The 13050-nt window shown below is 71.8% G+C and carries 15 protein-coding genes; all 15 read left to right on the forward strand.

Annotated elements, in window-relative coordinates:
• Positions 1–10 precede the first annotated feature (10 nt).
• The 15 genes from proS (at position 11) to ACFY00_RS29085 (ending at position 12955) form a co-directional block, all read left to right on the forward strand.
• Entirely contained in the window at positions 11–1423 is a 1413-nt protein-coding gene (gene proS, locus ACFY00_RS29015) for a proline--tRNA ligase (RefSeq protein ID WP_388034638.1), read from the forward strand.
• A gap of 353 nt (positions 1424–1776) precedes the next feature.
• Positions 1777–2355: a hypothetical protein gene (locus ACFY00_RS29020; RefSeq protein WP_014138263.1), complete on the forward strand. Its 579-nt coding sequence runs from the start codon at positions 1777–1779 to the stop codon at positions 2353–2355.
• 345 nt (positions 2356–2700) lie between these two features.
• A complete protein-coding gene (gene rpsP / locus ACFY00_RS29025) occupies positions 2701–3129 on the forward strand; it encodes a 30S ribosomal protein S16 (RefSeq protein ID WP_176190176.1) in 429 nt (142 codons plus the stop codon).
• Positions 3130–3131: 2 nt separating this feature from the next.
• The gene (locus ACFY00_RS29030) at positions 3132–3371 is read left to right on the forward strand and encodes an RNA-binding protein (RefSeq protein ID WP_014138265.1); all 240 of its coding nucleotides are present in this window, start codon (positions 3132–3134) and stop codon (positions 3369–3371) included.
• A gap of 188 nt (positions 3372–3559) precedes the next feature.
• The gene (gene rimM / locus ACFY00_RS29035; RefSeq protein WP_388034641.1) at positions 3560–4192 is read left to right on the forward strand and encodes a ribosome maturation factor RimM; all 633 of its coding nucleotides are present in this window, start codon (positions 3560–3562) and stop codon (positions 4190–4192) included.
• A 5-nt stretch (positions 4193–4197) separates the two neighbouring features.
• The gene (gene trmD, locus ACFY00_RS29040) at positions 4198–5016 is read left to right on the forward strand and encodes a tRNA (guanosine(37)-N1)-methyltransferase TrmD (RefSeq protein ID WP_388034705.1); all 819 of its coding nucleotides are present in this window, start codon (positions 4198–4200) and stop codon (positions 5014–5016) included.
• Between the two features lie 156 nt (positions 5017–5172).
• Positions 5173–5523 (forward strand): 50S ribosomal protein L19, encoded by a 351-nt coding sequence (rplS, locus tag ACFY00_RS29045; protein WP_030458810.1) that lies wholly within the window; start codon positions 5173–5175, stop codon positions 5521–5523.
• 440 nt (positions 5524–5963) lie between these two features.
• Positions 5964–6590, forward strand: a complete 627-nt coding sequence (lepB, locus tag ACFY00_RS29050; RefSeq protein WP_388034644.1) for a signal peptidase I — start codon at positions 5964–5966, stop codon at positions 6588–6590.
• Positions 6591–6765: 175 nt separating this feature from the next.
• Entirely contained in the window at positions 6766–7644 is an 879-nt protein-coding gene (lepB, locus tag ACFY00_RS29055) for a signal peptidase I (protein WP_388034646.1), read from the forward strand.
• 204 nt (positions 7645–7848) lie between these two features.
• The gene (gene lepB / locus ACFY00_RS29060) at positions 7849–8766 is read left to right on the forward strand and encodes a signal peptidase I (RefSeq protein WP_388034648.1); all 918 of its coding nucleotides are present in this window, start codon (positions 7849–7851) and stop codon (positions 8764–8766) included.
• A gap of 167 nt (positions 8767–8933) precedes the next feature.
• The gene (lepB, locus tag ACFY00_RS29065; RefSeq protein ID WP_388034650.1) at positions 8934–9674 is read left to right on the forward strand and encodes a signal peptidase I; all 741 of its coding nucleotides are present in this window, start codon (positions 8934–8936) and stop codon (positions 9672–9674) included.
• Between the two features lie 82 nt (positions 9675–9756).
• On the forward strand, positions 9757–10230 hold the full coding sequence (locus tag ACFY00_RS29070) for an NUDIX hydrolase (RefSeq protein WP_388034653.1): 474 nt from the start codon (positions 9757–9759) through the stop codon (positions 10228–10230).
• A gap of 56 nt (positions 10231–10286) precedes the next feature.
• Complete coding sequence (locus ACFY00_RS29075; RefSeq protein ID WP_388034707.1) at positions 10287–10613, forward strand: DUF2469 domain-containing protein; 327 nt, start codon at positions 10287–10289, stop codon at positions 10611–10613.
• Positions 10614–10779: 166 nt separating this feature from the next.
• Entirely contained in the window at positions 10780–11286 is a 507-nt protein-coding gene (locus tag ACFY00_RS29080; RefSeq protein WP_388034655.1) for a YraN family protein, read from the forward strand.
• Position 11287: 1 nt separating this feature from the next.
• Positions 11288–12955 carry a YifB family Mg chelatase-like AAA ATPase gene (locus ACFY00_RS29085; protein WP_388034657.1) on the forward strand — a complete coding sequence of 556 codons (1668 nt, stop codon included), beginning with the start codon at positions 11288–11290 and terminating at the stop codon, positions 12953–12955.
• Positions 12956–13050 lie beyond the last annotated feature (95 nt).

The raw sequence follows: 13050 nt of genomic DNA on the forward strand, positions 1-13050 counted from the left end.
CATTCGGCCCATGGCTAAGGCACCCGTTCTCACCCCCCAGGCGGAAGACTTCCCCCGCTGGTACCAGGACCTCATCAACAAGGCCGAGCTGGCCGACAACGGTCCGGTGCGCGGCACCATGGTCATCCGACCGTACGGCTACGGCCTGTGGGAGCGGATGCAGCAGGAGATGGACGCGCGGATCAAGAAGGCCGGCGCGCAGAACGCCTACTTCCCGATGTTCATCCCGCAGTCCTACCTGACCAAGGAGGCCGAGCACGTCGAGGGCTTCGCCCCCGAGCTCGCGGTGGTCACCCACGGCGGCGGCAAGGAGCTGGAGGAGCCGGTCGTCGTCCGGCCCACCTCCGAGACCATCATCAACGAGTACTTCTCCAAGTGGGTGCAGAGCCACCGCGACCTGCCGCTGCTGATCAACCAGTGGGCCAACGTGGTCCGCTGGGAGCTGCGCCCGCGCGTCTTCCTGCGCACCACCGAGTTCCTCTGGCAGGAGGGCCACACCGCCCACGCCACCTACGAGGACGCCCGCGCGTACGCCTCGCGGATCCACACGGACGTCTACGGCGACTTCATGACCAACGTCCTCGGCATCGACGTGGTGCTCGGCCGCAAGACCGCCAAGGAGCGCTTCGCCGGCGCCATCAACACCCTCACGCTCGAAGGCATGATGGGCGACGGCAAGGCGCTGCAGATGGGCACCAGCCACGAACTGGGCCAGAACTTCGCCAAGGCGTTCAACACCACCTACCAGCTGCAGGGCGCCGAGCGCGAGCACGTCTGGCAGACCTCCTGGGGCGTCTCCACCCGCATGGTCGGTGGCCTGATCATGTCGCACGGCGACGACAACGGCCTACGGGTTCCGCCGCGGCTGGCCGCCGTGCAGGCCGTGGTCCTCGCCATCAAGGGCGAGGACGCGGTGCTGGCGAAGGTCCGCGAGATCGGCGCCCAGCTGGAGGCCGCGGGCGTCCGGGTGGTGGTCGACGACCGCACCGACACCCCGTTCGGCCGCCGCGCCGTCGACTGGGAGCTCAAGGGCGTCCCGCTGCGCATCGAGGTCGGCCCGCGCGACCTGGAGGCCGGCACCGCGATGCTGGTGCGCCGGATCGCCGGGGGCAAGGAGCCGGTCTCGGTCGACTCCCTGGCCGCCATCGTCCCCGGCATCCTGGAGGAGGACCAGGCGCAGCTGCTGCGCGAGTCCCGCGAGCGCCGCGAGTCCCGCACCGTGGACGTCAAGAGCATCGACGAGGCCGTCGAGGCCGCGGCCACCGGCTGGGGCCGGATCTCCTGGGCCGACCTCGGCCCCGAGGGCGAGGCCAAGCTGGCCGAGCAGGGCGTCTCGGTGCGCTGCCTGGTCGCCGCGGACGGCACCGTTCCGGCCGCCGACGACCAGCCCGGCAACTACGCGCTGGTGGCCCGCGCGTACTGACCGGAGCCGCGGGCCGGGGGGCGGAGAAATCCGGAACCCCGGTCCGCGTGCTGGCAGTTGAGACTACTGACCAGTCAACTCCCCGAGGTACTCCGCAAGCGGTACGGTATACGGCCCGTGGCCCTGTCAATTTTCGGACAGGGCGCGGGCCGTCCGTCGTGGGGATGTTGGGCTCCGCGGCGGGTGCCGAAGCCCGGCGAAGCCCGCCGGGCCCACACGTGCAGGGGGTTGGTCTTGCGTCAGTCCGGAGTCGCGCAATTCGCGCGCGAAAGTGCGTTCCTGAGAGTCCGCTGTGAGTTCCCGAATACGGGTACCCGCCGGAACACCGGTTCTCTCCCCATCGTTGGTACAGCGTGAGCACGACACAGCCCCTCGTCCTCGCGGCCGAACTGGCCGCCGCCTGGAGCGACATCCAGGCCCACCACCGGGACCTGCCCGACCTGGCGTCGCCCGAGGCGCTGATCGGCGAATCCTCGTCCGCCTGCGGCACCCAGCTCAACTTCGAGCGGCTGCTGCACGAGGCCGCCCACGGCCTGGCCGCCGCCCGGGAGATCCGCGACACCTCGCGGGCCGGTCGCTACCACAACCGGCGCTTCCTGCTGCTCGCCTCCGAGCTGGGCCTGGCCCACCCGGTCGAGCCGCACGCCAGCAGCGGCTTCTCCCAGGTCACGATGGGGCACGAGACCCGCGACCGCTACGCCGAGACCATCGAGCGGCTCGACCGCGCGCTCGGGGCGCACCAGCTCGCCGTCGCGGGCGAGGGCAACCACCGCGCCTTCCGCGGGCCGGCCGCGCGGCACGGCTCCTCGGGCGGCGGCGTCCGGGTCAAGGCGGTCTGCGGCTGCGGCCGCAACGTCCGCGTCGTCCCGTCCGTGCTGGCGCAGGCCGCGATCGTCTGCGGCGCGTGCCAGCAACCGTTCAAGATCGCCTGATCCCGTACGACCCCGGCCCGAACGGTGCCCGCCCGCGGACGCCGTCCGGCCGGAACGAGCGCTCGACCGGGGCGGGGTCCGGCGGCGCTCGACGACGTCAGGAGGTCCTGACGGGAGGTCCTGGATGTCGGGAGGTCCTGGAACGTCAGGAGGTCCTGCCGTACCGCGCGGGGGCGCGGTTCGGGGGGACCTTCGTGGTGTGGCACAATTGATGGCTGAGTACTCGGCAGCCCAGCAGGACCCTCTCTCCCAAAGGCTGGCGTGTCCCTTGAACGGCACCTCACGCCGCAGCCCCACGCGGCGGAGCGCTGCTCACCCACGTCAAAACCAGGAGAATCCACACCCGTGGCTGTCAAGATCAAGCTGAAGCGTCTGGGTAAGATCCGCGCCCCGCACTACCGCATCGTCGTCGCCGACTCGCGCACCAAGCGTGACGGCCGCGCGATCGAGGAGATCGGCATCTACCAGCCGACCTACAACCCCTCGAAGATCGAGGTCGACGGCGAGCGCGCCCAGTACTGGCTGTCCGTCGGCGCCCAGCCGACCGAGCCGGTCCTCGCCATCCTCAAGCTCACCGGCGACTGGCAGAAGTTCAAGGGCCTGCCGGCTCCGGAGCCGCTCAAGGTGGCCGAGCCCAAGGTCGAGGACTTCTCGCACCTGTTCGCCAAGGCCGTCGCCGGCTTCGAGGACGCCACCACCGGTGTCGCCATCACCCCGAAGGCCAAGAAGTCGGACAAGGCTGACGAGGCCGAGGCCGCTTCCACCGAGGCCTGAGCATGATCGAGGAAGCCCTCGACCACCTGGTGAAGGGCATCGTCGAGCACCCCGACGAGGTGCAGGTCCGCTCGCGCAACCTGCGCCGCGGACACACCATCGAGGTGCGCGTGCACCCTGACGACCTCGGCAAGGTGATCGGCCGGGGCGGCCGCACGGCTCGCGCGCTGCGCACCGTGGTCGGCGCCCTGGGCGGCCGCAACGTCCGGGTCGACCTGGTCGACGTGGACAGCCTCCGCTGACCTCCGCTCGACCACCGAGGGCGCCGACCACCAGGTCGGCCACCGGGTTTCAGGACCGGCCGGGACGCATCCGTCCCGGCCGGTCCTTCCCGTTTCCGGGGCACCGCCGGGGCCGCCCCGCCCCCGCCCCACCCCGCTTCCTCCGCAAGTACCTTCCAGCTCCATCACCTCTCAGGAGAACGATCACCGTGCAGCTCGTCGTCGGCAAGATCGGCCGCGCCCACGGCATCCGGGGGGACGTCAGCGTCGAAGTCCGCACCGACGAGCCGGAACTGCGGCTCGGGCCCGGCGCGGTCCTCCTCACCGACCCCGCCGCCATCGGACCGCTGACCGTCGAGAGCGGCCGGGTGCACAGCGGGCGCCTGCTGCTGCGCTTCGCCGGGGTCAAGGACCGCACCGCCGCCGAGGCCCTGCGCGGCACCATGCTGATCGCCGAGGTCGACCCGGACGAGACTCCCGAGGACCCGGACGAGTACTACGACCACCAGCTCATCGGCCTGGACGTGGTGCTGGCCGACGGCACCCGGGTCGGCGAGCTCACCGAGGTGGTCCACCTCCCGTACCAGGACCTGCTGACCGTCGAGCGACCCGACGGCACCGAGGTGCTGATCCCGTTCGTCGAGCAGATCGTCCCCACCATCGACCTGGACGAGCAGCGCGTCGTCATCACCCCGCCGCCCGGCCTGATCGACCCCGTCGACGCGGTGGTCGCCTCCGCCCGCGCGGACGTGGACGCGGACGCTGGTTCTGGTTCTGGTTCTGGTTCTGTTGCTGATGCGGGCGCGGGCGCGGGCGCGGGCGAGCAGGGGGGTGGCGCGTGAGCGACATGAGGATCGACGTCGTCACGATCTTCCCCGAGTACCTGGAGCCGCTGAACGTCTCCCTGGTCGGGAAGGCGCGGGCCCGCGGCCAGCTGGACGTGCACCTGCACGACCTGCGCTCGTGGACGACCGACATCCACCGCACCGTGGACGACACGCCCTACGGCGGCGGCCCCGGCATGGTGATGAAGCCCGAGCCGTGGGGCGCCGCCCTGGACGCCGTCCTGGCCGCCGGGCCCGAGGGCGAGGTGCCGACCCTGGTGGTGCCCACCCCCAGTGGGCGCTCCTTCACCCAGGAGCTCGCCCAGGACCTCGCCGCCCGCCCCTGGCTGGCCTTCGCGCCCGCCCGCTACGAGGGCATCGACCGGCGGGTCATCGAGGAGGCCGCGACCAGGATGCCGGTGGTCGAGACCTCCATCGGCGACTACGTGCTGGCCGGTGGCGAGGTCGCCGTGCTGGTGATGGTCGAGGCGATCGCCCGGCTGCTGCCCGGCGTGCTCGGCAACGCCGAGTCGCACCGCGACGACTCCTTCGCCCCCGGCGCCATGGCCGACCTGCTGGAGGGCCCGGTGTACACCAAGCCCGCCGAATGGCGCGGCCGGGAGGTGCCGGAGATCCTGCTCAGCGGCCACCACGGGAAGATCGCCCAGTGGCGGCGCGAGCAGGCGTTCGCCCGCACCCTCGCCAACCGGCCCGACCTGGTGGCCCGCTGGCGGCGCGAGGCGTTCACCAAGAAGGAGCGCGAGGCGCTGAGCGTGCTCGGCCTGGCCTGGGACGAGGCCGAGGGCCGATTTCGGTCCGTGGCCGAGCCTGTGGAAGAATAGGCGACTGTTGTCTGCCGCCCGGCTCCCCTCGCGGGGAGTCAGTGGACCGGTGCCCCCGCCACGGGGGGATCATCGCCAGCCGAAGCGGCCCGCAACACCACCCGGTTGAATCGAACTTCCGTGGGCGGCCCGTGGCGCCTGCGATGGAGAGCAACGATGAGCAACAAGCTCGCTGCTGTCGACGCGGCCTCGCTGCGCACCGACATCCCCGCCTTCCGCCCCGGCGACACCCTCAAGGTGCACGTCCGAGTCATCGAAGGCAACCGCTCGCGCGTCCAGGTCTTCCAGGGCGTCGTCATCCGTCGTCACGGCGCCGGCATCGGTGAGACCTTCACCGTTCGCAAGGTCAGCTTCAACGTCGGTGTCGAGCGCACCTTCCCGGTGCACACCCCGGTCGTCGAGAAGATCGAGGTCGTGACCCGCGGTGCGGTCCGCCGCGCCAAGCTGTACTACCTGCGCGACCTCCGCGGCAAGGCCGCGAAGATCAAGGAGAAGCGCGACGCGTGATCGCGCAGGCTCGACGGGGGTCGGCCCTCCAACCGGTGTAGACCGGAGGGATAAGCTCACCCCCGATGAGCACGCACGAGCCACCGACGGACCGCGACGGCAGTCCCGCACCCACGGGTGCGGACTCGCCGTCGCGGTCCGCCGTCGTTTCCGCCCCCGGAACGGCTCCCGGGACAGCTTCCGGAACGGCTCCCGGCGCCCGACCGCTCGCCGGACCGCACGCTGGACCGCTCGCTGGCTCGCGCCACGGCTCCGACGCGGGCGTCGGCACGGCCCCTGCCGCGGCGCCCGACTCCGGCCCCGGTCCTGACCCCACTTCTGACGTTGACGTTGACGCTGACGCTCACGTCGGCTCCGGATCCGGTGAGGGGAACGAGGACGGCGGTGACGGCGGTGACGGCGGGCGGCGGTGGTCGCGGGACCTGCTGTGGATCGGCGCGGTGTGCGTGGTCGCGCTGCTGTTGGTGAACGCCTTCGCGGTGCGGCCGTTCGCGGTGCCGTCCGGTTCGATGGAGGGGACGCTGGAGCCGGGCGACCGGCTGCTGGTCAACCAGCTCGCGTACGCCTTCGGCGGGCACCCCCGGCGGGGTGACGTGGTGGTCTTCGACGGCATCGGCTCCTTCCTGCCGTACCAGGACGAACCGTCCGGCCTGAAGCGGCTGTTGACCGAGGCGGGCCTGGCCCCCGCGGGCGACACGGTCTACGTGAAACGGGTGATCGGCGTCGGCGGGGACCGGATCACCTGCTGCGGCACCGACGGTCGGCTCAAGGTCAACGGCGTGCCGCTGGACGAGAGCACGTACCTGTTCCCCGGCGACTCGCCGTCGGCGGTGCCGTTCGACATCGTGGTTCCCGACGGCAAGTTGTGGGTGATGGGCGACCACCGCAGCGCCTCCCGCGACTCCCGTGACCACCTCGGCGAGCCCGGCGGCGGTGCCGTGCCCGAGGACAAGGTGATCGGCCGCGCGGACTGGGTGATGTTCCCCCTCGGCCGTGCCGGCTCCCTCGACCGACCGGCGGCGTTCGCCGCGATTGAGGGGACCGGTGGCCATGGGGAGCAGAGGTAGACCCAGGACCGCCGCCACCGGCCAGGGCCGCACCGGCTCCGCGCCCGACGTCGAGCCCGAGTCCGGGCCTGAGTCCGAGTCCGAGTCGGAGCCCGAGTCCGTGTACCTCTCCTCCGGGGACGGGGACGGGGACGGGGACGGGGACGGGGACGGGGACGGGGACGGGGCGCGTGGCGTGGGTGGTGCGGGGGCCGAGGGAAGCCGTCCCGCGCGGGGCCGCGCCGAGCGCCGCCGTGCGGCCAAGCGCGCCGCGCGCCGCAAGCAGCGCTCCTTCCTGCGCGAGCTGCCGGTGATCGTGCTGGTGGCCCTGGTCATCGCGTTGGTGATGAAGACGTTCCTGCTCCAGGTGTTCGTGATCCCCTCCGGTTCGATGGAACAGACCCTGCGGATCGGCGACCGGGTCGTCGTGGACAAGCTCACCCCGTGGTTCGGCGCCGAGCCGGAGCGCGGCCAGGTGGTGGTCTTCAAGGACCCGGGCGGCTGGTTGGAGAGCGACCACAAACCGTCCGCGGACGGGCCCGTGATGCGGAACGTGAAGTCGGTGTTCTCCGCGGTGGGGCTCCTTCCCTCCGACGACGAACGGGACTTGATCAAGCGGGTGATCGGGGTCGGCGGCGACACCGTGGAGTGCTGCGACGAGCACGGCCGGGTGAGCGTGAACGGCACCCCGCTGGACGAGCCGTACATCGCGGCCGGGAACTCGCCCTCGCGGATCACCTTCAAGGTGACGGTCCCGCAGGGGCGGCTCTGGGTGATGGGTGACCACCGCGACCTGTCCGCCGACTCCCGCTACCACATGGGCAATCCGGGCTCCGGGACGATCCCGGTGGAGAACGTGGTGGGACGTGCCTTCGTGGTCGCCTGGCCGCTCTCCCACTTCGGTCAACTGGACGTCCCCGATTCACTCTCCTCCCTGCCGGTGCGGGCCGCAGGATCCGCCGCAGTTGAACCGGTTCCTGCGGAACCCCCGCTCGTTATGGGTGTGTTGGGCGTCTTTCCGCTCCTCACCCGGTACCGCAGGACGGACCGGAGGGGCGAGTCGGTGGCCGACTGACGTTCCGGTCGGCGCGTGGGAGCACGGGCCCGTCGACCGGGAGTGATAGAGAAGTGTGAAGTGCTCGGTTGCGGCCTGGTGTCGGGCCTGCCCAGGTAGGGCAAGCCAGAGGCGGGCCCTCGACTGATCGCAGAGTGTGGTGCCCGCTGTGCGGCACTGGTGAGCGCGGGCGCGCAGGCGTCCGCACAGCAGGGAGGAGATGTCGTGGGGGATCTGGTGATCGGTGCCCGATCAGGTGCTCCGGAGCCCGACGGGGAGCCCGTCGGCAACCAGGAAGGGCTGTCCGCCGGTGACGGCGAGGAGCTCCGGGACGCCGAGGCCGGCTCGGGGACCGACGGGGACGCCGAGAATCCGTCCCGGAGGGCTCCCCGGCAGCGTTCCTTTTGGAAGGAACTGCCGATCCTGGTCGGCATCGCGCTGATCCTGGCCCTGGTGATCAAGACCTTCTTCGTCCAGGCGTTCTCGATCCCCTCGGGGTCGATGGAGAACACGCTCCAGGTCGGAGACCGCGTCCTGGTCGACAAGCTCACCCCGTGGTTCGGCTCGGAGCCGGAGCGCGGAGAGGTGGTGGTCTTCAAGGACCCGGGCGGCTGGCTGAACGACGAGCCGACCCAGCGCAGCGACAACTCCTTCGTGCGCGGCGTGCAGGACGTGTTCAGCTTCATCGGTCTGATGCCGTCCAGCAACGAGAAGGACCTGATCAAGCGCGTCATCGCGGTCGGCGGTGACACCGTCGAGTGCCAGGGTTCCGGCCCGGTCAAGGTGAACGGCGTGGCGCTCGACGAGCCGTACATCTTCCCCGGCAACACCCCGTGCGGGGAGAAGCCGTTCGGGCCGGTGCACGTGCCCAAGGGCAGCATCTGGGTGATGGGCGACCACCGCGGCAACTCGCTGGACTCGCGGTACCACATGGACCAGCCCGGGGGCGGCACCGTCCCGGTCGACAACGTGGTCGGCCGCGCCTTCGTGGTGGCCTGGCCGATCGGCGACTGGGCGACGCTGCCCGTTCCGGACACCTTCGACCAGAAGGGGCTCGCCGCCGCCGGACCGCTGGCCCCGACGACGGCCGGGGCGGCGCTCGCCGTGCCCGCGGTCTGGTGGGTGCGTCGGCGCCGCCGCTGAGTGGACACCGACTGACCGGGAACGCCTCTTGCGCGGGCCGCGGTACTGGCGAGTAATCTGCTCGCACGTGCCGCGGTCCGCAGCGCTGTCCGGACCGGGACGGCCGGCCGCGGACGGGCCGCAGGGGTTCGACCGGAGCTCCCGGCGGCCAGGAGAGGGCGGAGCCGATGAGCAGCGTCGCGGAGCGGACACCGGAGACCGGGGCCGGACCGGCCCGTCGCCGGAGTGCCGCGTCGATCGTGCAGGGCGCGGTGATCGCGCTCGGCTTCGTGATGCTGGTCGGCGGCTTCGCGGTGCTCGCCGTCCAGTACCGGCCCTACAAGATCCCCACCGGCTCGATGAGCCCGACCCTGGCGATCGGCGACACCGTCCTGGCCCGCGCCGGCGGTTCGGTCGGCCGAGGCGACATCGTGGTCTTCCAGGACCAGGACTGGGGAAACGCGACCCTGGTGAAGCGCGTGGTGGCGGTCGGCGGGGACACCGTCTCCGGCGACCGCGAGGGGCGGATCACCGTCAACGGGCACCAGGTGTCCGAGCCCTACCTCGCCCCGCTCCGGGTGAGCACGACCGAGTTCTCGGTCTCCGTGCCCGAGGGGCGGCTGTTCCTGCTCGGCGACTTCCGGGGGAACTCCCTGGACTCGCGGAGCCATCTCGACGTGGCGTTCGGCTCGGTGCCGGTCTCCGGGGTGAAGGCGAGGGTCGAGGCGGTGGTCCAGCCGTTCTCCCGGGCCGGGCTGGAGCGGCGCACCTCGTCCTTCGACGACCTGGGCGCGCCCAGTGCCCACCGGGCCGGTCCGCTGCTGCCCGCCGCGTGGACGTCGGCCGGCGGTGCGGTGCTGATCGTGGCCGCCTCCGCGGTGGGTGGAGCGGTCTCGTTGCTCCGTCGACTGCGGCAGCGGAGGGCCTGACCCCGCGGCGGAGGACGGACCGGCCCCGGCGCCGGTACCGGTGAGGAGGCGCGCGCAGCGCCTCAGGACGGAGCTGAACCAGGTGGCGGCCGAACAGCGCAGGGCCGTTCGGGTGCTGTTGCTGGACCCGGACGACCGCGTCCTGCTGCTGCGCGGCACGGACCCGGCCGAGCCCGGCACCACCTGGTGGATCACGCCGGGCGGCGGCATCGAGCCGGGCGAGGGCCCGCTGGAGGCGGCCCGGCGCGAGCTGGCCGAGGAGACCGGGCTGACGGACGTGGACTGGGGGCCGCTGGTCGCGTACGGCACGGTGGAGTTCTCCTTCCGGGGCAGGGAGTACCGACAGGAGCAGTGGTTCCGACTGGCCCGCACCACGCGGACCTCGGTGTCACTGACGGACGGTGGAGCGGACGAGCACGCGCTGTTGCTGGCCGTCCGCTGGTGGACGCTGGGTGAGTTGAGGGCCACCAAGGAGACCGTCCACCCGCGCGGACTGGCCGAACTGGTGGCACGGGTTCTGACGGATGGGCCGCCAGAACCGCCAGTAAGGCTCTGAGCACGCGCCCGGTGGTCCACAATGGGGTGGACGTGACGAGTGAGGGGACGCTTGGAATGAGTGCCGAAGACCTCGAGAAGTACGAGACCGAGATGGAGCTCAAGCTCTACCGGGAGTACCGGGATGTCGTCGGCCTGTTCAAGTACGTGATCGAGACCGAGCGGCGTTTCTACCTGACGAATGACTACGACCTCCAGGTGCACTCGGTGCAGGGTGAGGTGTTCTTCGAGGTGTCGATGGCGGATGCGTGGGTCTGGGACATGTACCGACCGGCCCGGTTCGTTCGGAAGGTCCGCGTGCTGACTTTCAAGGACGTGAACATCGAGGAGCTGGCCAAGAGCGACCTCGAGCTGCCCTCGGACGACTCCGCCTTCGGGAGCTGACCGCGCTGCGGCCGTGCCCGGGCCACCGAGACTGACCCGATCGCTCGGGCGCTGTCCAGCGCATTTTTCGATCTACGGGCATCTGTAGCTCGAACAGGTGAACGGAGTTATCCACAGGCCCGAGTTATCCACAGGATCGACGATCCCGCTGGCCCACCCCCGGCACATGGCGGCAACCTTCCGGCCGGAGGTGATTGCCGTGCAGAACCCCAACAAGACGTCCACCAACAACGGCCTCGGGCGCTACGGCGAGGAGGTCGCCGCCCGTCGGCTCGCCGAGGACGGGCTGTGCATCCTGGAGCGCAACTGGCGCTGCGCCGAGGGCGAGCTCGACATCGTCGCGCTCGACGGGGACACCCTCGCGATCTGCGAGGTGAAGACCCGTTCCGAGCGGGGCTTCCAACAGCCCGCCGAGGCGATCGACCAGACCAAGGCCGACCGGCTGCGCCGTCTCGCTGAGCGCTGGCTCGCCGAACGCTGGCCGGTGCACTTCTCCCGCCTGGTGCTCGCTGCCGAACGGGCGGTGGGAGCCGGGGGAGCCGCCCGGCAGCCCGACGCGGAGAGCGGCGGTCCGGCTCCGCCGCCGCCCGGCGGGGTCCGCATCGACCTGGTCGCCGTGGTCAGCCCCCGCCGGGGCGCCGCCGCGGTCGAGCACCTGCGCGGGGCGGTGTGAGATGGCGTTCGCCCGCACCTGCTCGGTCGCCCTGGTCGGGGTGGACGGCGTCGTGGTCGAGGTCCAGGCCGACCTCGAACCCGGGCTCGCGGCCTTCAGCCTGGTCGGCCTCGCCGACAAGGCCCTGTTGGAAGCCCGCGACCGGGTGCGCGCCGCCGTCTCCAACAGCGGCGAGAAGTGGCCGCTGCGAAAGCTCACCGTGGGCCTCACCCCGGCCTCCGTGCCCAAGAGCGGCAGCGGGTACGACCTGGCGGTGGCCTGCGCCGTCCTGGCAGCCGCCGAACGGCTCGACCCCGCGTCGATCGACGGCCTGCTGATCATCGGCGAGCTGGGGCTGGACGGCCGCGTGCGCCCGGTGCGCGGAGTCCTGCCGGCGGTCCTGGCGGCGGCCGACGCGGGCTACCGGCAGATCGTGGTCGCCGAGCAGACCGCCGCCGAAGCCAGACTGGTGCCCGGAGTCTCCGTCCTCGGCGTGCGCAGCCTGCGCCAACTCATCGCGATCCTCACCAACGCCCCCGTCCCCGACGAACCACCGGACGCGCTCACCGGCCGCCCCGACTCCTCGTTCGCCGGGCTGCTACTGCCCGGCCTCGGCGTCCGCGACCTCACCTCGGAACAGTCCGTCCGGCCCGACCTCGCCGACGTGGCCGGGCAGTACGAAGCCCGCCAAGCCCTGGAGATCGCCGCAGCGGGCGGGCACCACCTCTACCTGAAGGGCCCGCCCGGGGCCGGCAAGACGATGTTGGCCGAACGGCTTCCGGCCCTGCTCCCGCCCCTCACCCCCGCCGAAGCCCTCGAAGTGACCGCGATCCACTCCGTGGCCGGCCTGCTCCCACCCGACCGCCCCCTGATCGACACCCCGCCCTACTGCGCTCCGCACCACTCGACGACCATGCCCGCCATCGTCGGCGGCGGCACGGGACTGCCCAGGCCCGGAGCCGTCTCCCTCGCCCACCGAGGCGTGCTGTTCCTCGACGAGGCACCCGAGTTCCCGGTCCGGGTCCTCGACGCGCTGCGCCAACCCCTGGAATCGGGAGAGGTGATGATCGCCAGGGCCGCGGGCTCGATGCGGCTGCCCGCCCGCTTCCTGCTCTGCCTGGCCGCCAATCCCTGCCCCTGCGGCCGCTATTCACTGAGAGGAGAGGGATGCGAATGCACACCCGTCATGGTCAACCGCTATCAAGCGAGGCTGTCAGGACCGTTGTTGGACCGGGTGGACCTCCAAGTCCAGGTCGCCGGAGTCACCAAGGCCGAGCTGATGCAGCGAGGCGGAAGGGCCGAGAGCACGGCGACGGTCGCCGCACGCGTGCAGGAAGCCCGGGCACGGGCCGCCGCTCGCCTCGCCGACACCCCGTGGCGGACCAACGCCGAAGTGCCAGGGCACGAACTGCGCATGCGCTGGCAACTCGCACCCGGCTCGCTGGCCGACGCCGAGCGTGACCTCGACCGCGGCCTGCTCACCGCACGCGGACTCGACCGCGTCCTGCGGGTCGCCTGGACGGTGGCCGACCTCGCCGGTCGTGGCCGTCCCAACCGGTCCGACATCCAGAGCGCGCTGACCCTCCGCACCGGCGTCCAGCGCGCCACCCGCCCGACGGACCGCAGGAACGACCAGTGCTACCCGTACGCCGACGCCACCACCGACACGGATACGGGGGACGAGTGCTGACCACGCCTCACCCGCCCCGAGTCGGAAGCCGGCCGAACCACTCCGGGCCGACCGCCCAGTCCGACCGGCCCGTCCAGCCACCGCCGTCCGCAGCG

Origin of the sequence: Kitasatospora sp. NPDC001540 (assembly GCF_042894345.1) — a bacterium.
GTDB classification, from domain to species: Bacteria; Actinomycetota; Actinomycetes; order Streptomycetales; family Streptomycetaceae; genus Kitasatospora; species Kitasatospora phosalacinea_C.

What these genes read in the sequence shown, in the direction of transcription:
- proS (WP_388034638.1), top strand. Translation starts at nt 11, where the DNA reads ATGGCTAAGGCACCCGTTCTCACCCCCCAGGCGGAAGACTTCCCCCGC.
- ACFY00_RS29030 (WP_014138265.1), top strand. Translation starts at nt 3,132, where the DNA reads ATGATCGAGGAAGCCCTCGACCACCTGGTGAAGGGCATCGTCGAGCAC.
- trmD (WP_388034705.1), top strand. Translation starts at nt 4,198, where the DNA reads ATGAGGATCGACGTCGTCACGATCTTCCCCGAGTACCTGGAGCCGCTG.
- rplS (WP_030458810.1), top strand. Translation starts at nt 5,173, where the DNA reads ATGAGCAACAAGCTCGCTGCTGTCGACGCGGCCTCGCTGCGCACCGAC.
- lepB (WP_388034650.1), top strand. Translation starts at nt 8,934, where the DNA reads ATGAGCAGCGTCGCGGAGCGGACACCGGAGACCGGGGCCGGACCGGCC.
- ACFY00_RS29075 (WP_388034707.1), top strand. Translation starts at nt 10,287, where the DNA reads ATGAGTGCCGAAGACCTCGAGAAGTACGAGACCGAGATGGAGCTCAAG.
- ACFY00_RS29080 (WP_388034655.1), top strand. Translation starts at nt 10,780, where the DNA reads ATGGCGGCAACCTTCCGGCCGGAGGTGATTGCCGTGCAGAACCCCAAC.
- ACFY00_RS29085 (WP_388034657.1), top strand. Translation starts at nt 11,288, where the DNA reads ATGGCGTTCGCCCGCACCTGCTCGGTCGCCCTGGTCGGGGTGGACGGC.